Below are 21409 nucleotides of genomic sequence, written 5' to 3'. Positions count from 1 at the left end.
TGATGACACGCGCTGTCCGCGATGCGGACAGGCCGTGCGGGTCGCCATCCACGGTTCACCCGTATGACGCGCGGCTGTCGGCCCACGCTGGGAAGTTCACCGGCATGGAGATCCCCGACTTCGGTGTCCCGGCCCGGCTCGCGGCCCGGATGAGCATGGCAGAGCAGCATGAGTATCTGCGCGCGACCCTCACCCGGCGCCGCGCCCTGGTGACGGCCGGGGCCGTCGCGGGCGGACTGCTGACCGGCTGCGGACCGGACCGGCCCCCGGCCCACGCCGACTCCCGGCCGCCCGGTTCCTCCGTCGTCCCCTTCGGCCGCCACCTCGCCTTCGGCCCCGACCCGCGCACCGGGATGCGGATCTCCTGGCAGGTGCCCGCGCGGGTGCGCCGCCCGTTCGTGCGCATCGGCACCCGTCCCGACGACCTGGGCGGCCGGATCGAGGCGGAGGTGCGGGCCCTGCGCACACCCGAGCTGCCGGGGGTGCGCGCGGCGGTCGAGCAGTACTACGTGCACGCCGCCCTGGACGGCCTGCTGCCCGGCACGACGTATCACTACGGCGTCGGACACGACGGCCACGACCCCGCGGCGCCGGAGCACCGCGCCGCCCTCGGCACCTTCCGCACCGCGCCGGCGAAGGCGGACCGGTTCGTGTTCACCGCCTTCGGCGACCAGGGCGTCGGCGAGGCCGCCGCCGCCAACAACGCGCTGCTGCTGCGCCAGAACCCGGCCTTCCACCTGCACGCCGGGGACATCTGCTACGCCGACCCGACCGGCAAGGGCCTGACCTCGGACGCTTACGACGCGACCCACTGGGACCACTACCTGCGGCAGACCGAGCCGGTGGCGCGCTCGGTGCCGTGGATGGTGACGACCGGCAACCACGACATGGAGGCCTGGTACTCGCCCGACGGCTACGGCGGCCAGTGGGCCCGCTGGTCCCTGCCGGACAGCGGCTTCGACCCGCGCCGGGCGCCGGGCGTGTACGCGTTCACCTACGGCAACGTCGGCGTCATCGCGCTGGACGCCAACGACGTGTCCTACGAGATCCCCGCCAACCTCGGTCACAGCGAGGGCCGGCAGACGGCCTGGCTGGACAAGAAGCTGCGCGAGCTGCGCGCCGACCGGGGTGTCGACTTCGTCGTGGTCTTCTTCCACCACTGCGCCTACTCAACCTCCTCGCACGCCTCCGACGGCGGGGTGCGCGCGGAGTGGGTGCCGCTGTTCGCCGAGCACCGGGTGGACCTGGTGATCAACGGGCACAACCACGTCTACGAGCGCACCGACGCGATCCGCGGCGGCGAGGTGGGCAGGCCGGTGCCGGTGGGCGGCTCCACCGATCCGGCGCGCGACGGAACGGTGTACGTCACCGCGGGCGGCGGCGGCAAGGACCTGTACGGCTTCCCGGCGGGGGTGCCGGAGAGCTACGAGGGGAAGGTCGCCGACCGGGAGGCCGTGCCGACGTTCCACTGGACGAAGTCGCGCAAGGCGCAGCCGGAGACCGTGGAGTGGTCACGGGTGCGCTACCGCGGCTTCTCGTTCCTCAAGGTGGAGGCGGAGGGCGGCGCGGCCCCCCGGCTCACGGTGTCGGCGCTCGCCGGGAACGGGGAGCGGATCGACCACTTCGAGGTGCGCAGGGGCGGCTGACCGCCGGGCCGCGGCTCTCAGTGGCCGGTCGAGCCGCCGTTGTCCCGGCGGTCGAGGGCGCGCTGGAGGGCCGCGGCGGCGTTCTTGCGGTCGGACTCGCTGATGCGGGAGGCGTGGCGGACTCGGCGGCGGACGGTCGTCTCGGCCATGGGGAATCGACTCCTTCGACGGACGGGAGCTCGGAAAGGGGTTCACGAGACGCCGGATGGGCGCGGAGCTGCGGTGCCGCAGGGGTTGCCTGCACGGGCCCGGCTCACGAGCGCCAGTCGCTGGGTCGAGCGAGACGTTCGGCTCCTACAAAAGTAGGTGAGGACGGAGCGTCTGTCTCCACAATTACTCGGACTTCCTACTATCTGAGACGGCCCAGGTCGGAGCAGTGTCACAGCACGTCTCCGTCCCGCCAGTCGAAGACAAGCTCGGCGAGCGGGTCCGAGGCCGCGGCCGGCACGGGCCACACATAGGTGCTGCCCTCCTCCTCGGGCAGCCGGACGATCCCGCCGGGCCCGAGCGCGCAGATCCGTCCGCTCCACGCGCACCAGCCGCGGGCGGTGTAGAGCAGGGCGCCGTCGTCGCTCGCGGAGAGGGCCCCGAGGTCGTAGGCGCGGGTGATGACCCCCTCCAGAGCGGCCATCACCCGGCCGCCGAGCCCTCGGCGCCGCGCGTCCCGCCGTACGGCGACGCCCTCCACGTACCCGGTGCGCAGCCACCGCCCCTGGAAGCGCACCCGCCGCATGACGACCGCCCCGTGCGCGGCGAGCCCCCGCTCGTCGTGCACGAGCGCGTGCATCCCGCCCAGGGTGTGGTCCCAGTCCTCGTCCGCGAAGTCGCCGTCGAAGGCGTCGTGCAACAGGGAGCGGACGGCGGTGAGTTCGGCGGGGGTGAGGTCGGCGGTGTGGGCGGTGCGCACGGTGGTCGTGGTGGTCATGGGCTCAGTATCGCGAGGCGCGCCAGGCGGTTTCCGCCGGTTTATTTCGGTCGCCGGGCATGATCCACGCGGCCTACGGTGCCCCGATGACGGAACTGCGCACCGCACGCCTGCTGCTCCGCTCCTGGCGGGACGACGACCTGGCCCCGTGGGCCGCGCTCAACACCGACCCGGAGGTGCGCCGGTATCTGCCCGGCGTGCCCAGCCGGGAGCGGACCGACGCCGGCGTCGCCCGCTTCCAGGCCGGCCTGGACGCGCGCGGCTGGGGATTCTGGGCGGTCGAAGTGCGCGGCACGGGCGAGTTCATCGGCTTCACCGGCCTCGACCCGGTCGAGGAGGGCCAGCCGTTCACCGGCGTCGAGGCGGGCTGGCGGCTCGCCCGCTCCGCCTGGGGCCACGGCTACGCCACGGAGGCCGCCCGCGCGGCGCTCGCGTACGGCTTCGCCGAGCTGGGCCTGCCGGAGATCCTCGCCGTGACCACGCACGACAACCTGCGCTCACGGGCCGTGATGCGCCGCCTGGGCATGACGTACGACCCGGCCGACGACTTCGACGACCCGGCCGTGCCCGAGGGGCCGCTGCGCCGCTGTGTGCTGTACCGCCTGGGCGCTCCCGGCGGCGGGGACGCCGAACGGGCCGGGTCCGTGTGAGGACCCGGCCCGTTTCACCCGTTTCCGGGGTGTGTCAGCCCATGTGCGGGTAGGTGTAGTCGGTCGGCGGGACCAGGGTTTCCTTGATGGCGCGGGTCAGGGTCCAGCGCTGCAGGTTCTGCGGGGCGCCGGCCTTGTCGTTGGTGCCGGAGGCGCGGCCGCCGCCGAAGGGCTGCTGGCCGACGACGGCGCCGGTCGACTTGTCGTTGATGTAGAAGTTGCCCGCGGCGTAGCGCAGCTTCTCCATGGTGTACGCCGCCGCCGCGCGGTCGTTGGCGATGACGGAGCCGGTGAGGGCGTAGTCGGAGACGGACTCCATCTGGGTCAGCATCTCGTCGTACTTGTCGTCCTCGTAGACGTACACGGCGAGGATCGGGCCGAAGTACTCGGTGGTGAAGACCTCGTTCTCGGGGTCGGTGCACTCGATGACGGTCGGGCGGACGAAATAGCCCACCGAGTCGTCGTAGGAGCCGCCCGCGACGATCGTGCAGGTGGGGTCGTTCTTGGCGCGGTCGATGGCGGCCTTGTTCTTGGCGAAGGCGCGCTCGTCGATGACGGCGCCGATGAAGTTCGACAGGTCGGTGACGTCACCCATGGTGAGGTAGTCGACCTCGGCGGCGAACTCCTCCTTGAAGCCGTCGTTCCAGATGGACGCCGGGATGTAGGCGCGGGAGGTCGCCGAGCACTTCTGGCCCTGGTACTCGAAGGCGCCGCGGGTCAGGGCGGTCTTCAGGACCGCGCGGTCGGCCGACGGGTGGGCGACGAGGAAGTCCTTGCCGCCGGTCTCGCCGACGAGGCGCGGGTAGGAGCGGTACTTCTCGATGTTCTGGCCGACCGTCTTCCACAGGTACTGGAAGGTCTTGGTGGAGCCGGTGAAGTGGATGCCGGCCAGGTCGCGGTGGTTCAGGGCGACCTCGGAGACCTCCAGGCCGTCGCCGGTGACCAGGTTGATCACGCCCTTGGGCAGACCGGCCTCCTCCAGCAGCTGCATCAGCAGCACGGCGGCGTGGGTCTGCGTCGGGGACGGCTTCCACACGACGACGTTGCCCATGAGGGCCGGGGCGGTGGGCAGGTTGCCCGCGATGGCCGTGAAGTTGAACGGCGTGATCGCGTAGACGAAGCCCTCCAGCGGGCGGTGGTCCAGGCGGTTCCACACGCCCGGGGAGTTCGCCGGGGGCTGCTCGGCGAGGATCTGGCGGGCGTAGTGGACGTTGAAGCGCCAGAAGTCGACCAGCTCGCAGGGGGTGTCGATCTCGGCCTGCTGGGCGGTCTTGGACTGGCCCAGCATGGTGGAGGCGGCCATGGTCTCGCGCCACGGGCCGGCCAGCAGCTCGGCGGCGCGCAGGAGGATCGCCGCGCGGTCGTCGAAGGACATCGCGCGCCAGGCCGGGGCCGCGGCGAGGGCCGCGTCGATGGCGTCCTGGGCGTCCTGCCTGGTGGCGTTGCGGTAGGTGCCGAGGACGGCCTTGTGATTGTGCGGCTGGACGACCTGGAAGGCCTCGCCGCCGCCCATCCGCTTGACGCCGCCGATCGTGCAGGGCAGGTCGATCGGGTTCTCGGCCAGCTCCTTGAGCTTGACCTCCAGGCGGGCGCGCTCGGGCGAGCCGGGGGCGTAGCCGTGCACCGGCTCGTTGACGGGGGTGGGGACCTGGGTCACAGCGTCCATGAGATCCGTAACTCCTTGTACGTGAGCGGGTGTTCGGGTTAGCCCTTGCTGACCATCGAGCGGAGGAAGAAGCGCAGGTTGGCGGGCTTCTCCGCGAGGCGGCGCATGAAGTAGCCGTACCAGTCGGTGCCGTAGGCGGTGTAGACGCGCATCCGGTGGCCCTCGGCGGCCAGGCGCAGGTGCTCGTCGCCGCGGATGCCGTAGAGCATCTGGAACTCGTACTCGTCGAGCTTGCGGCCGGCCTGGTGGGCCAGCTCCTGGGCGATGGCGATCAGCCGCGGGTCGTGGGACCCGATCATCGGGTAGCCCTCGCCCTCCATCAGGATCTTCAGGATGCGGACGTACGCCTTGTCGATCTCGTGCTTGTCCTGGTACGCGACGGACGCGGGCTCCTTGTAGGCGCCCTTCACGATCCGCACCCTGCTGCCGTTCGCGGCGAGGCGGCGGGCGTCGGCCTCGGTGCGGAAGAGGTAGGCCTGGATGACGCAGCCGGTCTGCGGGAAGTCCTTCCGCAGCTCCTCGTGGATGGCGAACATCGAGTCGAGGGTGGTGTGGTCCTCGGCGTCGAGCGTGACGGTGGTCCCGATGGCGGCGGCGGCCTCGACGACCGGGCGGACGTTGGCGAGCGCCAGCTCGTGGCCGCCCTCCAGCGCCTGGCCGAACATGGACAGCTTCACGGACATCTCGACGCGCTCGCCCAGCTCCAGCGGCTTGATCCGCTCGATCAGCTCCAGGTAGGCGTCGCGGGCGGCGGTGGCCTGCTCCGGGGTGGTGATGTCCTCGCCGACGACGTCCATCGTCAGCTCCAGGCCCTTGGCCGTGAGGTCCTCGATGATCGGGACGATGTCGTCGACGGTCTCGCCGGGGATGAAGCGGTCGACGACCTGCTTGGTCACCGGCGCCGCCGAGATCAGGCGTCGCATCCGGTCGCTGCGCGACGCGGCGAGAATCACGGGACCCAGCACGGGGCACCTCCACATACTGCCAACCATCGTCCGTTACCCGACGATTCGGGTACGGCACGGAGAACCACCGTGAAACCTAAGGATCCCTCCGATCGTCGGCCATCGACAGCTGTCACGCATCCGTGCCGGAGATCTCAGACACATGTATGAGGGCGACGCGGATATGCGGCAGAATGCCCGGGTGACGTCGGATTACAAGGGTGACTACCAGGAGCTGGTCGACGAGATCTCCGAGCTGCTGGGCGCGCCGGCGACGCTGGAGAACCGCGACTTCGAGCTGATCGCCTTCGGGGCCTACGACAGCGAGGGCGAGCTGGACCCCTCCGCGCTGGACCCGGTCCGCACCCGCTCGATCCTCACCCGGCGCTCCACGGCGGCGGTCCGCACCTGGTTCGAGGGCTTCGGCATCACCCGCGCGACCGGCCCGGTCCGCATCCCGGCGAGCCCGGAGGCCGGGGTCTACCGGGGGCGGATCTGCCTCCCGGTACGCCATCGGGGTGTCGTCCTCGGCTACGTCTGGCTGCTGGAGGACGAGCCCGGCCCGACCGAGCGGCAGCTCGCGGCGGCCATGGAGGTGACCGGGCGGATCGGCGCGCTGCTCGCCGACGAGGCGCAGCACGGCGCCGACCTGACCCGGGAGCTGCGGGCGGTGCTGACCGCGGAGCGGGGCTGGCAGCGGGACATGGCGGTGGCGGCGCTGCGCACCGCGCTGGGGCCGCGCGGCGACTCCCCGCACGCGGTGGTGTGCGTGGCGCCCTGGCCGTCCCCGGACCCGGACGACGCGCCCTCCGCGCGGACGGTCCCGCACACCACCGCCCTGTGCACGGTGCCCTGGGGCACCACCGGGCAGAGCCTCGCGGCGCTGGTCCGGCTGCGCTCGACGGACGTCACCGCGCCCGCGCTGACCACGGCGTCCCGGCTGCTGCGGGAGGGCGCCCGCGCGGCCGGGGTGAGCGAGCCGCGCGCCGGGCTGGCCGAGCTGGGCACCTCCTGGCAGGAGGCCTCGGCCGCCGCCCGCGCCGCCCTCGCGGAGCCCCGGCTCGGCCCGGTCGCCGAGTGGGCGCGCGTCGGCCCGTACCGCCTGCTCACCGCGCTCCCCCCGGAGGCCGTCCACGATCCCGTCGTCGCCCCCCTCCTCTCCCCCGCCCACCGCGAACTGGCCCGTACCGCCGAGACCTACCTCGACCGCGCGGGCCAGGCCGGCCGCACCGCCGCCGAGCTGGGCATCCACCGCCAGACCCTCTACTACCGGCTGTCCCGCGTGGAACAGCTGACGGGCCTGGACCTGGACGACGGGGAGGACCGGCTGCTGCTGCACATGGCGCTGAAGGCGGCGCGGCTGTAGGGGGCGGTCCGCAGGGACAGCGCCCCGGCGGACCGCAGGGACAGCGCCCCGGCGGACCGTTTCCGGGGTCAGGCCGCCGGCACCAGGTCCGCCGTGACGGGCACCTCCGGTGTGCGCGTGTTGGTGACGATCTCCAGGCGCGGGCCCTGGGGGCCGGAGTGCCACTGGCCGCCCGCCAGGGGGAGCAGGGCGATGTTCGGGGTGGGGCCCGCGGTCCAGTCGAGGGGGCCCGCGATGGTGGTGAGGCGGGTGCGGGACAGGGTGGTGGCGACGGCGGCGCGGTCGGTGGGGTCGGGGGCCGCGGTCAGGGCGTGGTGGGCGGTCTCGACGAGGGCGTGGGCCAGGCCGAGGGGCTGGAGCCAGGGGCGGCCGGTCGTCTCCTGGTAGGCGCCGGCCAGTTCGGCGCAGGTGGTGCCGTCGAGGCCGGAGCGGTGCGGGTGACCGGGTGACCAGTAGACGAGCGTGGCGACGCGCGCGCCGGCCAGTTCGTCGTGGACGCGCCGGTCGGCGGCGGTGGCGGTGTGCGGGTAGGTCAGCCAGCGCGAGCAGGTGATCAGCCGGGGCCGGGCGCCGGCCTCGCGGGCCTGGCGGTGGTAGTGGGCGAGGTCGGCGGCGGTGGCGGCGCTGGTGACGATGGGGGCGCCGGCCTCGCGCAGCCGGGTGACCCACGCGGTCAGGTCCCCGGCCGGCTCCGGGTACGGGCCGGGGTCGATCAGCCGGTGCCCGCGGGCGCGGGCGGCGGGGACGAAGCCGAACCCCTGGTCGCGCAGCAGCCGTCCCTGCAGGTCGTCGTTCCACAGGCAGCCGACGGTCCGCTCCGTCCCCTCGGTGCCGGGCAGCCGTTCCCACAGGTCGGCGAAGACGCCCGCGATGTCGTCCAGGCCCCAGGCGAAGTGGTACGTCCACCGGAAGGCGCGCCGCGGATCGCCGCCGCGGGCGTAGCCGTACGCCTGCCAGGGGAAGGTCGTCGACACGCAGGGCACGCCCAGCTCCTCGCAGGCGTCGGTGACGGCGGGCAGGACCTGGGTGCCGGCCATGGTGAGCACGATGTTCGCCCGTTCCCGCTCGGCGAGTTCGCGCACGGCGCCGCGGGCCGTCGCCGCGTCGGAGCGGCTGTCGCGGACGGCGATGCGCAGCGGGTGGTCGCGGCCCCGCGCGCGCAGCCGGGTCAGCCGGGGCGCCAGCCGCTCCAGCACGTACGACAGCGGCTCGCCCAGTGGTGCCAGCCGCCCGGTGCGCGGCACCACCACGCCGATGCACAGTCCCGTCATGTCGGTCCGCCTCTCGCCCTCGTCGACTCGGTCGCCGTGGGAACGATCGAGCGGGTGCGCGGGGCACGCGAGGCACCGGGCCATGGCGCGCAAGGCACCGGCCAGCGCGCGAGAGGCACCGGCCCGCGGTCGCGATTATTGGAAATGATTGTCATCATGCTACGGTCGTCCGGCGTTCAACCTTTGACCACGCCATTACCCGGAGTGACCTGTGCGCGTCCCCGTCCGCCTGCTCCCCCTCACCGCGGCCATAGCGGCCCCCGCCCTGCTCACCGGCTGCTTCGCCGCGCCCGACGCCACCGGCGCGGCCACCGAGGGCAAGCGCGTCCGCGTCGCGATGATGCAGCCCCCGCGCTCGGGCCTGTCCCCGCTCTCCGACGACGCGTTCAAGCTCTCGCGCTGGTCGACCGCCGAGACCCTGGTGACCCTCGACGAGGACGGCGACGCCGAACCCGCGCTGGCCACCGAGTGGAAGCAGAACGGCCGCAGCTGGACCTTCACGATCCGCGACGGCGTCACCTTCCACGACGGCACCGAACTGACCGCGCGGGCCGTCGTCAACTCCCTCACCCGCGCCGCCGAAGCCGCCCCCAAGCCCCGCATCCTCGACGGCGTCGACCTGACCGCGAAGGCCGACGGGGACAAGGTCGTCGTCACCACCGCCACCGAGGACCCCCTGCTCCCGCAGCGGCTCAGCTCCCCGCAGCTGTCGATCCTCGCGGCGAAGGCGTACCGCGGGAAGACCGTGAACCCGGTCGGCGCCGGCACCGGCCCCTTCGAGCTGACCGAGGTGAACGGCACCTCCTCCGCCTCCCTCGACCGCTACGAGGACTACTGGGGCGGCAAGGCCAAGGCCCCCGGCATCGACGTGAAGTTCGTGCCCGACGGCACCGCCCGCGCCGCCGCCCTGCGCAGCGGCGAGGCCGACATCGTCGAGGCGGTACCGGTCTCCCAGGCCGCGCTGCTCGACCCGGACCTGGTCACCGAGGTCCCCATGCCGCGCACCAACACCCTCTACCTCAACACCGCCGAGGGCGTCTTCAAGGACCCCGCGATGCGCGCCGCCGCCCGCGAGGCCATCGACGCCGAGTCGATCGTCAAGGGCGTCTACGAGGGCCGCGCCGACCTCGCGCGGGGTCTGCTCGGGCCCGCCCTCCCGTGGGCGGCCGGCCTGCGCGAGCCCGTCCGGCGCACCGAGGCCGGCGACCCGGACGGCGCGAGCATCACCATCGGCACCTTCACCGACCGCGCCGAACTGCCCGAGGTCGCCGCGACGCTGCAGCAGCAGCTCCAGAAGGCCGGGTTCCGGGTGAAGCTGGACGTACGCGAGTACGCCCACATCGAATCCGACGCGCTCGCCGGCGAGTTCGACGCGTTCGTCCTCTCCCGCGCCACCGTCCTCGACTCCGGCGACCCGGCCGCCTACCTCTACAGCGACTTCGCCTCCGACGGCTCCTTCAACATCGCCCAGCTCGCCGACCCGGCCGTCGACAAGGCCCTCGCCGAGGCCGCCGCGACCGCGACCGGCGAGGCCCGCCGCAAGGCCGTCGTCGCCGCCGAGGCCGCCGTGCTGCGCACCGACGCCGCCGTGCCCATGCTCCACGAACGGGTCATCCAGGGCGACGCCGCGGGAGTGGTGGACGCCGCCCACGACCCGCGCGAGCGGGAGCTGGTCACCGCCGACACCTACGTCAAGTGAGGCGTGCCGCAGGGCGGTCGGCAGGCCCCGCCGGAGCGACCCGCCTGGTCTGCCTGGCCGCCGTCGTCGCCGCCGTCGGCCTGCTGCCCTGGCTCTCCGGCCGCGACCCGGCGCTGACCGTGCTGCGGGCCCGCTCCGCCGAGCAGGAACCGACGCGGGAGGCCCTGGACGCCGTACGCCGCGACCTCGGGCTGGACGCCGGGCCGCTCGCCCTGCTCGGCGACTGGGCCGGCGGGCTGCTCCGCGGCGACCTCGGCACCTCCTGGGTCTCGGGCACCGAGGTGCTGCCCGCCGTGACGGCCGGCCTCCAGGTGTCGCTGGGCCTGATGGGCGCCGCCCTCGCCGTCGCGCTCCTGCTGGCCGCCGCACTGGCCGCGCCGGTTCTGGTGCGCGGCCGGGGCTCGGCGGGCGGCCTGGCCGCGGTGCCGGCCGCCCTGCCCGAGTTCCTGCTGGCCACCGTCGCCCTGCTGGTGGGCGGCGTGTGGCTGGGCGCGCTGCCGACCTCGGGCTGGCAGGGACCGCGGTACATGATCCTTCCCGCGCTCGCGCTCGGCGTCCCCGCGGGCGGACTGCTCGGCCGCCTGGTCGCGGACGCCCTGCCCGCCGTGCTGGACGAACGCTGGGTGGAGCTGTGGCGCGGCGCGGGGGTCGGCCGTGCCCGGATCGCCGCGGCGGCCCTGCGGCGCGTCCTGCCGCCGCTCGTCCCGCAGTTCGGGATGGCGGCGGTCGGCCTGACCGGCGGCGCGGTCGCGGTGGAGACGGTGTTCGCGGTGCCCGGCATCGGCCGTACGGCGCTGGGCGCGGCCAAGTCGCAGGACCTGCCGCTACTCCAGGGCGCCGTGCTGGCGCTGCTGCTGCTCGGGCTGCTCACCGGCGCGCTCGCCGCCCTGCTCCGGCGCCGGCTGCTGGGACCCGCGTTGCGCGACGCCGGACTCGCCCTGCCCCCGGCCCGCCCGGTCCGCGTCCACCCCGCCGTGCCGCTCGCGCTGTTCACGGTGCTCGCCGCGGCCATCGGCTGGGGCCTGTTGCGCGACCCGTACGCCGTGCACACCACCGCCCGCCTGGCCGCGCCGTCCTGGGCGCACCCGCTGGGCACCGACGGCCTCGGCCGGGACGTGCTCGCCCGGCTCGGGCACGGCGCCGCCCCGACGGTCGGCACCGCGGCGGCCGTCGGCCTGCTGAGCCTGGTGGCCGGGCTGGCGCTCGGCTTCCTGCCCCGCGTCGCCGCGGGCGCGGCGGACATCGCCAACGCGCTGCCCCCGGTCATCGTCGGCATCCTGGTCGCCGCGGCGGCCGGGCCCGGCACCGGCGGCGCGGCCCTCGCGGTCGCGCTGATCTCCTGGCCGCCCCTGGCCGCGCACGCGGCGGCGCTGACGCAGGAGGTGCGGGCGTCCGCGTTCCTCACGGCCCAGCGGGCGATCGGCGCGTCCCCCTGGTGGATCCTCACCCGGCACGTCCTGCCGTCGGTGGCCGCCCCGGTCGCCCGGCACGCCCTGCTGCGGCTGCCCGGCATCGCCCTCGCGCTGGCCTCGCTCGGCTTCCTCGGCCTGGGCGCCCAGCCGCCCGCCCCGGAGTGGGGCCTGCTGCTCGACGAGTCGCGCGCCTACGTGGAGCGCGCCCCCTGGGCCGCGCTCGCCCCGGCGGTCGCGCTGGCGCTGCTGGCGGCGCTGGCGGTCTCCGGCGCGGCGTACGCGCGAGGAACCCGGATCCCCCGGGGGAAGGAGGCACCCGCCGGTGTCCGCTGAAGTCCTGCTCTCGGTCCACGACCTGCGGATCTCCTTCGCCGGGGTGGAGGTCGTGCGCGGCCTCACCTTCGACGTGCGCGCGGGCGAGGTGCTCGCCGTGGTCGGCGAGTCCGGCGCCGGGAAGTCGCTGACCGCGCGGGCGCTGCTCGGCATGCTGCCCCGCGAGGCGGCCACGGCCGGGACGGTCGGCCCCGACCTGTCGTCCGCGCGCGGCCGCCGCATCGCCCTGATCCCGCAGGACGCGCTCTCCGCGCTCTCCCCCGTGCACCCGGTCGGCGACCAGCTCGCCGCCGCCGTCCGGTCGGTGCACCGGGTCTCCCGCGCCGAGGCCCGCGCCCGCGCGGTGGCCGCGCTCGACCGGGTGGGCATCCCGGACGCCGCCCGCCGCGCCCGCGCCTACCCGCACGAGTACTCCGGCGGTATGCGGCAGCGCGCGGTGATCGCGATGGCCACGGTCAACGAGCCGGACATCGTCGTCGCCGACGAGCCCACCACCGCCCTCGACCCCGGCCGCCGGGAACAGGTGCTGCGCGTCCTGGCCGGGCGGCGCGAGGCGGTCGGCGCGGCCCTCGTCCTCGTCACCCACGACCTGGACGCCGTACGCCGGCACGCGGACCGGGTCCTCGTCCTGTACGCGGGCCGGGCCGCCGAGTACGGCCCCGCCGGCGAGGTACTGGCCCGCCCGCGCGCCCCCTACACCGCGGGCCTGCTCGCCTCGCTCCCCCCGGACGACGGCCCCCGGCGCCGCCGCCTCCCCGCGCTGCCCGGCACCCCGCCCACACCGGGCGCCCTCCCCGCGGGCTGCGCCTTCGCCCCGCGCTGCCCGCTGGCCGCGGAGGTCTGCCGTACGTCCGAACCCGCACCACGCCCCCTGGACGGACGCCTGGTCGCCTGCCACCGCGCGGAGGAAGTCCCGCACCCGGCCGCCGTGCTGTTTGAGACGGGGGAGAGCGCATGAGCCACCCCCTGCTGGACGTCCGCGGCCTCGTCGTCCGCTACGGCGCGGTCACGGCCGTCGACGGCGTCTCCTTCACCCTCGCGGCGGGTGAGACCCTGGCCCTCAACGGCCCCTCGGGCTGCGGCAAGTCGTCCACCGCGACGGCCGTGCTCCAGCTGCGCCGGCCCGACGCGGGCGAGGTCCGCTTCGAGGGCCGAGACCTGACCACGCTGACGGACCGCGAACTGCGTCCCCTGCGCCCGCGCATGCAGCCCGTCTTCCAGGACCCCTACGGCTCGCTGAGCCCCCGCCACCGCATCCGCGACGCGGTCGCCGAACCCCTGAAGGTCCAGGGGCGCTGGAGCACCGCCGAGGGCCCCGCCCGCGTCGCCGAACTGCTCGACCGCGTCGGCCTCGACCCGTCCTGCGGTGACCGCCGCCCGCACGAACTCTCCGGCGGCCAGTGCCAGCGCGCCGGCATCGCCCGCGCCCTCGCCTCCGACCCCCGCCTCCTCGTCCTCGACGAGCCGGTCTCCGCCCTCGACCCGTCCGTGCGGGCCGGCGTCCTGAACCTCCTCGCGGACCTCCAGGACGACCTCGGCCTCGGCTACCTCTTCATCTGCCACGACCAGGCCGTCGTACGGCACTTCGCGGACCGGGTGCTGAAGATGCGGGACGGGCGGATCAGCGCGTCGTAGCCGCCTCGATCACCCGCCGCAACCCCTCCGTCAGCCGGTCCGCGTCGGGTGCGCTCTTCGGGTCGAAGGTCCACTGGGCGATGAGGCCCGTCATCAGGGTGGTCAGGAAGAGCCCGACGGTGTCCGCGACCTCGTCGGTGACGTCGTCCTCGGTGCCGCCCATCAGCAGCGGGACGAGCCCGCGTCCGGCTTCGCGCTGCGCCCGGGCCAAGTGGTCGCGGACTTCGGGGAGTTGGTCGCCCATCACGACGATCTCCATGCTCAGGTGCCAGATCGAGCCGGGGTCCCGCATGGTCGAGATGATGTTGGACCAGACCTCCCGGAAGCGTTCCAGGGAGCCCGGCTCGCCGCGCAGTCCGCCACCGCCGTCGAAGGTGTCGCCCATCGCCTCGACCAGGGCGATATAGGCCTGCGCGAGCAGCGCGTCCTTCGAGCCGTAGTGGTATCCGATGGACGCCAGGTTCGTCCCCGACTCCTTGACGATGTCCCGTGCCGTCGTGCGCGCGAACCCCTTGGTGAGCAGGCAGCGCTTGGCGCCTTCGAGCAGATCTTCGCGGTGTCCCATGCGGTCAGGCTAGCGCCGCCCTAGACAGGCGTCCCAGACGAGCGATTTATACATCTGATCCATACGCTCGTACTAGACGCTAGTCTAATACGCTCGTATAGTCACCGGCATGACGACGACACCCCACCCCTCCCCGCCCCGCGCCGGCCGCCGCGCATGGACGGCGTTCGGCGTGCTGATGCTTCCGCTGCTGCTCGTGTCGATGGACGTCTCCGTCCTCTACTTCGCCATCCCGGCGATCAGCGCGGATCTCGCCCCGACCGCCACCCAGCAGCTGTGGATCTTCGACATCTACGCGTTCGTGCTGGCCGGTCTGCTGATGACGATGGGCTCGCTCGGTGACCGGATCGGCCGGCGCAGGCTGCTGCTGATCGGCGCCGCCGCGTTCGGTGCCGCCTCGCTCGTGGCGGCGTACGCCACCAGCGCCGGGATGCTGATCGCGGCCCGCGCGGTGCTCGGCGTCGGCGGAGCGACCCTGATGCCGTCGACGCTGGGCCTGACCCGCGCGCTGTTCCCCGACTCGCGGCAGCGGGCGAAGGCGATCGCGCTGTGGTCGGGCGTGATGACGGCCGGCATCGCCCTCGGCTCGGTACTCAGCGGTGTGCTGGTGGAGTTCTTCTGGTGGGGCTCGGTCTTCCTGGTCAACCTGCCCGCGATGGCGCTGCTGCTGGTGCTCGGCCCGATCCTGCTGCCGGAGGCGCGCGACCCCGCTCCCGGACGGTACGACTGGCCGAGCGTGCCGCTGTCGCTGGCCGCCGTCCTTCCCGTGGTCTACGGCCTGAAGGAGATTCCCTCCCAGGGAGGGAACGTCCGGTACGTGGTCGCGATCACCGTCGGACTGCTCTTCGCGGTCCTGTTCGTGCACCGCCAGCGCACCGCCGCGCACCCGATGATCCCGCCGGCGCTGTTCCGCGGCGGGGGCTTCGCCCCCGCGGTCGTGCTCAACCTGCTCGCCGCGTTCGGGACGATGGGCTCGGCGTTCTTCACCACGCAGTACCTGCAGTCGGTGCTCGGCAAGAGCGCGATGGAGGCCGCCCTGTGGGCGCTGCTGCCCACCGTGCCGATCGGCCTGGCCGCACCGGCCGCGACGGCGCTCGTCCAGCGCGGTGTGCCCCGTGGCCGGGTGGTCGCCGCGGGCTTCGCGGTCGCGGCGAGCGGCTACGCGCTGCTGACCCTCGCCGGCACCGACTCGCTCGCGCTGGTGCTGACCGCGAGCGGCGTGCTGGCCTGCGGGATGGTCATGGTGATGTCCCAGCTGACGGACCTGGCCATCACAGCCGCCCCGGCCGAACGCGCCGGCTCCGCCTCCTCGCTGCTGGAGACCGGCGCGGAGTTCGGCGGCGCCCTGGGCATGGCGGTCCTCGGTGCCATCGGTACGGCCGTGTACCAGCGCGGCATCCCGTCGTCCGCCCCGGACGCGGCCCACGAGACGCTGGGCGGCGCGCTCGCCGCCGCGGGGCAGTTGCCGGGGCGCGCGGGAGACGCCCTGGCGACGGTGGCGCGGGAGGCCTTCACCGACGGTATGCGGGCGGCGGCGGTCGCGGGCACGGTGCTGCTCGCGGGCGCGGCGGCGCTCGCGGCGGTGACCCTGCGGCGGGTCCGGCCGCGGAAGGACGCCGAGCCGGCCGAGCCGTTCAGCCCGTCCGCGGTGTGAGGACGAGGCCGATCAGGGACGAGGCCGATCAGGGACGACGCAGGGGCCGAAGCCAGGGTCGGCAGGGGGCCGGAACGGCGAGACGCCGGACGAGCCGATCGCGTCGGCTCGTCCGGCGTCCGGGGACGAGGCCCGTTCCAGGGCCCGAGCGGGGGTCCGGGAGCGGTCGCCCCCGGGAGGACGGTCGGCTCAGACGAGGTTGACCGACCGGGCCGACGTCGCGCCGGTCTCCGCGGCCAGCTCCGCCAGCACGTTCGGGGCCACCGTGTCGTCGACGGTGAGCACGGCGAGCGCCTCGCCGCCGACCGCCGCACGCGCGACCTGCATGCCGCCGATGTTGATGCCCGCCTCGCCGAGGATGCGGCCCACGGTGCCGACGACACCCGGGCGGTCCTCGTACTTCAGCACGACCATGTGGTCGGCGAGCGCGAGGTCCACGTCGTACTCGCCGACCGCGACGATCTTCTGCAGGTGCTTGGGGCCGGCCAGCGTGCCGGAGACCGACACCTCCTCGCCGTCCGCGAGGGTGCCGCGCACCGTCACCACGTTGCGGTGGTCGGGCGACTCGGAGCTGGTGGTCAGGCGCACCTCGACACCGCGCTCCTGGGCGAACAGGGGGGCGTTGACGTACGACACCGTCTCGTCGACGACGTCCTCGAAGACGCCCTTGAGCGCGGACAGCTCCAGCACCTTCACATCGTGCTGGGTGATCTCGCCGTACACCTCGACGTCGAGGCGGACCGCGACCTCGCCCGCGAGGGCGGTGAAGATCCGGCCGAGGCGCTCGGCGAGCGGCAGGCCCGGCTTGACGTCCTCGGCGATGACGCCGCCCTGGACGTTCACCGCGTCCGGCACCAGCTCGCCCGCGAGGGCCAGCCGCACCGACTTGGCGACGGCGATACCGGCCTTCTCCTGGGCCTCGTCCGTGGAGGCGCCCAGGTGCGGGGTGGCGACGACCTGGTCGAACTCGAACAGCGGGGAGTCCGTGCAGGGCTCCTTCGCGTACACGTCGAGACCGGCGCCGGCGACCCGGCCCTCCTTGAGGGCGGAGTACAGCGCCTCCTCGTCGACGATCCCGCCGCGCGCGGCGTTGACGATCCGCACGCTCGGCTTGACCTTGCGCAGCGCCTCGTCGCCGATCAGACCGACCGTCTCGGGGGTCTTGGGCAGGTGGACGGTGATGAAGTCGGAGACCTCCAGCAGCTCGTCCAGCGACAGCACCTTCACGCCCATCTGCGCGGCGCGCGCGGGCTGCACGTACGGGTCGTAGGCGACGACCTTCATGCCGAAGGCGGACATCCGCTGGGCGACCAGCGCGCCGATGCGGCCGAGGCCGACGACGCCGAGGGTCTTCTCGGCCAGCTCGACGCCCGTGTACTTGCTGCGCTTCCACTCGCCGTTCTTCAGCGCGGCGTTGGCCTGCGGGATGTTGCGGGCGGTGGCCAGAATCAGACCGCAGGCCAGCTCGGCGGCGGTCACGATGTTGGAGGTGGGGGCGTTGACGACCATCACGCCGGCCTTGGTGGCGGCGGAGACGTCCACGTTGTCCAGGCCGACGCCGGCTCGTGCGACGACCTTCAGCTTGTTCGCGGCGGCGATGGCCTCGGCGTCCACCTTGGTGGCGGAGCGGATCAGGATCGCGTCCACGTCGGCGATGGCCGGGAGCAGCTCCGCCCGGTCGGCGCCGTTGCAGTGGCGGATCTCGAAGTCGGGGCCCAGCGCGTCGACGGTGGCGGGCGACAGCTCTTCAGCGATGAGTACGACGGGTTTCGAGCTCACGTGAGTCCTCACATGTCCAATGCGGACGGCCGTCCCGACGGCCGCAGGCGGTGAAGAAGTGCTAGCCGCGTGGAAGACGCACGACGCTGTGGGCCTGACGCGTTTGTTGAACTGCAGTCTAGTGGCGCGGCGGAGGTCGTCTTGCGCCTCTGCGGAAGGATCACCCGTCCGTGGCTGGACGGGATGGACAACGCCTCTCGTCGGCGTCGCCCCGGGTTCGCCGAAAGGGCTGTCGCCGTGTGGCGACAGCCCTTCGGGTGAGGCTTACGCCTCCTCGTTCACCCAGCTCATGAGCTTGCGCAGCTCCTTGCCGGTGGTCTCCAGCAGGTGCTCGGAGTCCTGCTGCTTGTACTCGTTGTACTTCTTCAGACCGCCGTGGTACTCGTCCATCCACTGCTGGGCGAAGGTGCCGTCCTGGATCTCGGCGAGGACCTTCTTCATCTCGGCCTTGGTGGCGTCGGTGATGATCCGCGGGCCGGTGACGTAGTCGCCCCACTCGGCGGTCTCGGAGATCGACCAGCGCATCTTCTCCAGGCCGCCCTCGTACATGAGGTCGACGATCAGCTTCAGCTCGTGCAGGCACTCGAAGTAGGCGATCTCCGGCTGGTAGCCCGCCTCGGTCAGCGTCTCGAAGCCGGCCTTGACCAGGGCGGCGGTGCCACCGCAGAGCACGGCCTGCTCGCCGAACAGGTCGGTCTCGGTCTCCTCGGTGAAGGTGGTCTTGATGACGCCGGCGCGGGTGCCGCCGATGCCCTTGGCGTACGACAGGGCCAGCGCGAAGGCGTTGCCGGTGGCGTCCTGCTCGACGGCCGCGATGCAGGGAACGCCGCGGCCCTCCTCGTACTGACGGCGCACCAGGTGGCCCGGGCCCTTCGGGGCGACCATGCAGACGTCGACGCCGGCCGGGGGCTTGATGAAGCCGAAGCGGATGTTGAAGCCGTGGCCGAAGAACAGCGCGTCGCCGTCCTTCAGGTGGGGCGCGATGTGCTCCTCGTAGACCTGCGCCTGGATCGGGTCCGGAACGAGGATCATGATGACGTCGGCCTCGGCGGCGGCCTCGGACGGGGTCACCACGCGCAGGCCCTGCTCCTCGGCCTTCGCCTTGGACTTGGAGCCCTCGTGCAGACCGACGCGGACGTCGACACCCGAGTCACGCAGCGACAGGGCGTGCGCGTGGCCCTGGCTGCCGTAACCGATGACCGCGACCTTGCGGCCCTGGATGATGGACAGGTCGGCGTCGGCGTCGTAGAACAGCTCGGCCACTTTGGGTTCTCTCCTTGAGTGCAGGTGTTGCGTCCCACCGTATGACGGTGGCGGGAAGGGAAGTCCGGGGGTCTCGGTATACGGGCGGCGTCCTCGGCCGAATGCCGCCCGTACGAGGGATCGGCCGTACGAGGGCCGGGCCGGGGGACGGATCAGGCGCTGCGGTCGAGGGCGCGCAGCGAGCGGTCCGTGATGGACCGGGCTCCGCGTCCGATCGCGATCGTGCCGGACTGGACCAGCTCCTTGATGCCGTACGGCTCCAGCATCTTGAGCATGGCGGACAGCTTGTCGCCGGAGCCGGTGGCCTCGATGGTGACGGCCTCCGGGGAGACGTCGACGGTCTTGGCGCGGAACAGCTGGACGATCTCGACGATCTGGGAGCGGGTCTCGTTGTCGGCGCGCACCTTCACCAGGACCAGTTCGCGCTGGACGGCCTGGGACGGCTCCAGCTCGACGATCTTCAGCACGTTGACCAGCTTGTTGAGCTGCTTGGTCACCTGCTCCAGCGGCAGGTCCTCGACGTTCACCACGATGGTGATGCGGGAGATGTCGGGGTGCTCGGTGACGCCGACGGCGAGCGAGTCGATGTTGAAGCCGCGGCGGGAGAACAGGGCGGCGATCCGGGCGAGGATGCCGGGCGTGTTCTCCACCAGGACGGAGAGCGTGTGCTTGGACATGTTCTCTTCGGTCTCTCTCGCTCAGTCGTCTTCGTTGTCGCCGAAGTCGGGGCGGACGTCCCGGGCGGCCATGATCTCGTCGTTGGAGGTGCCGGCGGCCACCATCGGCCACACCATCGCGTCCTCGTGGACGATGAAGTCGATGACGACCGGACGGTCGTTGATCGAGTTCGCCTCCTCGATGACCTTGTCGAGATCGGCGGGGTCCTCGCAGCGGATCGCGTAGCAACCCATGGCCTCCGACAGCTTCACGAAGTCGGGGATCCGGGTGCCCTGGCCGGGCGCCTTGCCGTCGTGCTCCGGGCCGGAGTGCAGGACGGTGTTGGAGTACCGCTGGTTGTAGAAGAGGGTCTGCCACTGGCGGACCATGCCGAGGGCGCCGTTGTTGATGATGGCGACCTTGATCGGGATGCCGTTCAGGGCGCAGGTGGTCAGCTCCTGGTTGGTCATCTGGAAGCAGCCGTCGCCGTCGATCGCCCAGACCGTCTTGTCGGGCGCGCCGGCCTTGGCGCCCATGGCGGCCGGGACGGCGTAGCCCATGGTTCCGGCGCCGCCGGAGTTCAGCCAGGTCGCGGGCGTCTCGTAGCTGATGAAGTGGGCGGCCCACATCTGGTGCTGGCCGACGCCCGCGGCGAAGATCGTGCCCTCGGGGGCGAGCTGCCCGATCCGCTCGATGACCTGCTGCGGGGAGAGCGAGCCGTCGTCGGGCTGGTCGTAGCCGAGCGGGTAGGTCTCGCGCCAGCGGTTCAGGTCGTGCCACCAGGCGGTGTAGTCGCCCTTGTGGCCCTCGCTGTGCTCCTTCTGGACGGCCTGGATCAGGTCGGCGATGACCTCGCGGGCGTCACCGACGATCGGCACGTCCGCGGCGCGGTTCTTGCCGATCTCGGCCGGGTCGATGTCCGCGTGGACGATCTTGGCGTGCGGGGCGAAGCTGTCCAGCTTGCCGGTGACGCGGTCGTCGAAGCGGGCGCCGAGGGCGACGATCAGGTCGGCCTTCTGCAGCGCGGTGACGGCGGTGACCGCACCGTGCATGCCCGGCATTCCCACGTGCAGCGGGTGGCTGTCGGGGAACGCGCCGAGCGCCATCAGGGTGGTGGTGACGGGCGCTCCGGTGAGCTCGGCGAGGACCTTCAGCTCGGCGGTGGCCCGGGCCTTCAGGACGCCGCCGCCGACGTAGAGGACGGGCCGCCTGGCGGCGGTGATCAGCTTGGCGGCCTCGCGGATCTGCTTGGCGTGCGGCTTGGTCACCGGGCGGTAGCCGGGCAGGTCCATGGCGGGCGGCCAGGAGAAGGTGGTCCGGGCCTGGAGGGCGTCCTTGGAGATGTCGACCAGGACCGGGCCGGGGCGGCCGGTGGAGGCGATGTGGAAGGCCTCCGCGATCACCCGCGGGATGTCCTCGGCCTTGGTGACGAGGAAGTTGTGCTTGGTGATCGGCATGGTGATGCCGACGATGTCCGCCTCCTGGAAGGCGTCCGTGCCGATCGCCTTGGAGGACACCTGGCCGGTGATCGCGACCAGGGGCACCGAGTCCATGTGGGCGTCCGCGATCGGCGTGACCAGGTTGGTGGCGCCGGGGCCGGAGGTGGCCATGCAGACGCCGACCTTGCCGGTGGCCTGCGCGTAGCCGGTGGCCGCGTGGCCGGCGCCCTGCTCGTGGCGGACCAGGACGTGGCGCACCCTGGTGGAGTCCATCAGCGGGTCGTAGGCCGGGAGGATGGCCCCACCGGGAATGCCGAATACCGTGTCGGCGCCGACCTCCTCGAGAGAGCGGATGAGGGACTGCGCACCCGTGACGTGCTCGACGGGCGTCGGCTGCTGTCCTCCGGAACGGGGCCGCGGCTGCGGATGATGGGCCCCGGTGGCCTGCTCGGTCATCGGCATTCTCTTCTCGATGCTGAGGGTTTTTGCGAGTTTTGTGCGGTGT

At 73.0% G+C, this 21409-nt stretch carries 18 protein-coding genes; 8 read left to right on the top strand and 10 right to left on the bottom strand.

Going from position 1 to position 21409, the window contains the following annotated elements:
- Positions 1–104: 104 nt before the first annotated feature.
- Positions 105–1646, top strand: a complete 1542-nt coding sequence (locus AB0K92_RS14990) for a metallophosphoesterase family protein (RefSeq protein ID WP_365922856.1) — start codon at positions 105–107, stop codon at positions 1644–1646.
- Positions 1647–1663: 17 nt separating this feature from the next.
- Here AB0K92_RS14990 and AB0K92_RS14985 read toward each other — a convergent pair whose 3' ends face one another.
- The gene (locus AB0K92_RS14985) at positions 1664–1795 is read right to left on the bottom strand and encodes a hypothetical protein (protein WP_277347415.1); all 132 of its coding nucleotides are present in this window, start codon (positions 1793–1795) and stop codon (positions 1664–1666) included.
- A gap of 230 nt (positions 1796–2025) precedes the next feature.
- Entirely contained in the window at positions 2026–2571 is a 546-nt protein-coding gene (locus AB0K92_RS14980; RefSeq protein WP_365922854.1) for a GNAT family N-acetyltransferase, read from the bottom strand.
- A gap of 86 nt (positions 2572–2657) precedes the next feature.
- On the opposite strand from AB0K92_RS14980, the gene AB0K92_RS14975 reads away from it, so the two are divergent.
- Positions 2658–3221, top strand: a complete 564-nt coding sequence (locus AB0K92_RS14975) for a GNAT family N-acetyltransferase (protein ID WP_365922852.1) — start codon at positions 2658–2660, stop codon at positions 3219–3221.
- Positions 3222–3255: 34 nt separating this feature from the next.
- Here AB0K92_RS14975 and pruA read toward each other — a convergent pair whose 3' ends face one another.
- Both pruA and AB0K92_RS14965 read right to left on the bottom strand, forming a co-directional pair.
- Positions 3256–4887, bottom strand: coding sequence for an L-glutamate gamma-semialdehyde dehydrogenase (gene pruA / locus AB0K92_RS14970; RefSeq protein ID WP_365922850.1), 1632 nt, complete (start codon positions 4885–4887; stop codon positions 3256–3258).
- A gap of 38 nt (positions 4888–4925) precedes the next feature.
- A complete protein-coding gene (locus AB0K92_RS14965) occupies positions 4926–5852 on the bottom strand; it encodes a proline dehydrogenase family protein (protein WP_365922848.1) in 927 nt (308 codons plus the stop codon).
- Between the two features lie 142 nt (positions 5853–5994).
- On the opposite strand from AB0K92_RS14965, the gene AB0K92_RS14960 reads away from it, so the two are divergent.
- On the top strand, positions 5995–7197 hold the full coding sequence (locus AB0K92_RS14960; protein WP_365922846.1) for a helix-turn-helix domain-containing protein: 1203 nt from the start codon (positions 5995–5997) through the stop codon (positions 7195–7197).
- Positions 7198–7265: 68 nt separating this feature from the next.
- On the opposite strand, the gene AB0K92_RS14955 is transcribed toward AB0K92_RS14960, so the two are convergent.
- Positions 7266–8468 (bottom strand): ABC transporter substrate-binding protein, encoded by a 1203-nt coding sequence (locus AB0K92_RS14955; protein WP_365922844.1) that lies wholly within the window; start codon positions 8466–8468, stop codon positions 7266–7268.
- 211 nt (positions 8469–8679) lie between these two features.
- Between AB0K92_RS14955 and AB0K92_RS14950 the strand changes: the two genes are divergently transcribed.
- The 4 genes from AB0K92_RS14950 to AB0K92_RS14935 are packed head-to-tail and all read left to right on the top strand — an operon-like array spanning position 8680 to position 13547.
- Positions 8680–10167 (top strand): ABC transporter substrate-binding protein, encoded by a 1488-nt coding sequence (locus AB0K92_RS14950; protein WP_365922842.1) that lies wholly within the window; start codon positions 8680–8682, stop codon positions 10165–10167.
- Positions 10164–11912, top strand: coding sequence for an ABC transporter permease subunit (locus tag AB0K92_RS14945; protein WP_365922840.1), 1749 nt, complete (start codon positions 10164–10166; stop codon positions 11910–11912). The genes AB0K92_RS14950 and AB0K92_RS14945 overlap by 4 nt, the downstream gene beginning before the upstream one ends.
- Positions 11902–12870, top strand: a complete 969-nt coding sequence (locus AB0K92_RS14940) for an ABC transporter ATP-binding protein (protein WP_365922838.1) — start codon at positions 11902–11904, stop codon at positions 12868–12870. The genes AB0K92_RS14945 and AB0K92_RS14940 overlap by 11 nt, the downstream gene beginning before the upstream one ends.
- Positions 12867–13547, top strand: a complete 681-nt coding sequence (locus tag AB0K92_RS14935; RefSeq protein WP_365922836.1) for a dipeptide/oligopeptide/nickel ABC transporter ATP-binding protein — start codon at positions 12867–12869, stop codon at positions 13545–13547. The genes AB0K92_RS14940 and AB0K92_RS14935 overlap by 4 nt, the downstream gene beginning before the upstream one ends.
- Here the strand turns inward: AB0K92_RS14935 and AB0K92_RS14930 are convergent.
- Positions 13534–14112: a TetR/AcrR family transcriptional regulator gene (locus AB0K92_RS14930; RefSeq protein WP_365922834.1), complete on the bottom strand. Its 579-nt coding sequence runs from the start codon at positions 14110–14112 to the stop codon at positions 13534–13536. The two genes, AB0K92_RS14935 and AB0K92_RS14930, sit on opposite strands and share 14 nt — an antisense overlap.
- A 109-nt stretch (positions 14113–14221) precedes the next feature.
- On the opposite strand from AB0K92_RS14930, the gene AB0K92_RS14925 reads away from it, so the two are divergent.
- Positions 14222–15766, top strand: a complete 1545-nt coding sequence (locus AB0K92_RS14925) for an MFS transporter (protein WP_365922832.1) — start codon at positions 14222–14224, stop codon at positions 15764–15766.
- A gap of 189 nt (positions 15767–15955) precedes the next feature.
- Here AB0K92_RS14925 and serA read toward each other — a convergent pair whose 3' ends face one another.
- From serA to AB0K92_RS14905, 4 genes are all read right to left on the bottom strand, one after another.
- Complete coding sequence (gene serA, locus AB0K92_RS14920) at positions 15956–17545, bottom strand: phosphoglycerate dehydrogenase (RefSeq protein ID WP_166002434.1); 1590 nt, start codon at positions 17543–17545, stop codon at positions 15956–15958.
- Positions 17546–17809: 264 nt separating this feature from the next.
- Entirely contained in the window at positions 17810–18808 is a 999-nt protein-coding gene (ilvC, locus tag AB0K92_RS14915; RefSeq protein WP_166002433.1) for a ketol-acid reductoisomerase, read from the bottom strand.
- A gap of 152 nt (positions 18809–18960) precedes the next feature.
- Complete coding sequence (ilvN, locus tag AB0K92_RS14910; protein WP_365922829.1) at positions 18961–19485, bottom strand: acetolactate synthase small subunit; 525 nt, start codon at positions 19483–19485, stop codon at positions 18961–18963.
- Positions 19486–19506: 21 nt separating this feature from the next.
- Positions 19507–21360, bottom strand: a complete 1854-nt coding sequence (locus AB0K92_RS14905; RefSeq protein ID WP_365922827.1) for an acetolactate synthase large subunit — start codon at positions 21358–21360, stop codon at positions 19507–19509.
- Positions 21361–21409 lie beyond the last annotated feature (49 nt).

Source organism: Streptomyces sp. NPDC052687, from assembly GCF_040678395.1.
Taxonomy (GTDB): Bacteria; Actinomycetota; Actinomycetes; order Streptomycetales; family Streptomycetaceae; genus Streptomyces.
Note: the sequence above shows the minus strand (reverse complement) of the source record. Positions and strands in the feature narration are given on the sequence as shown.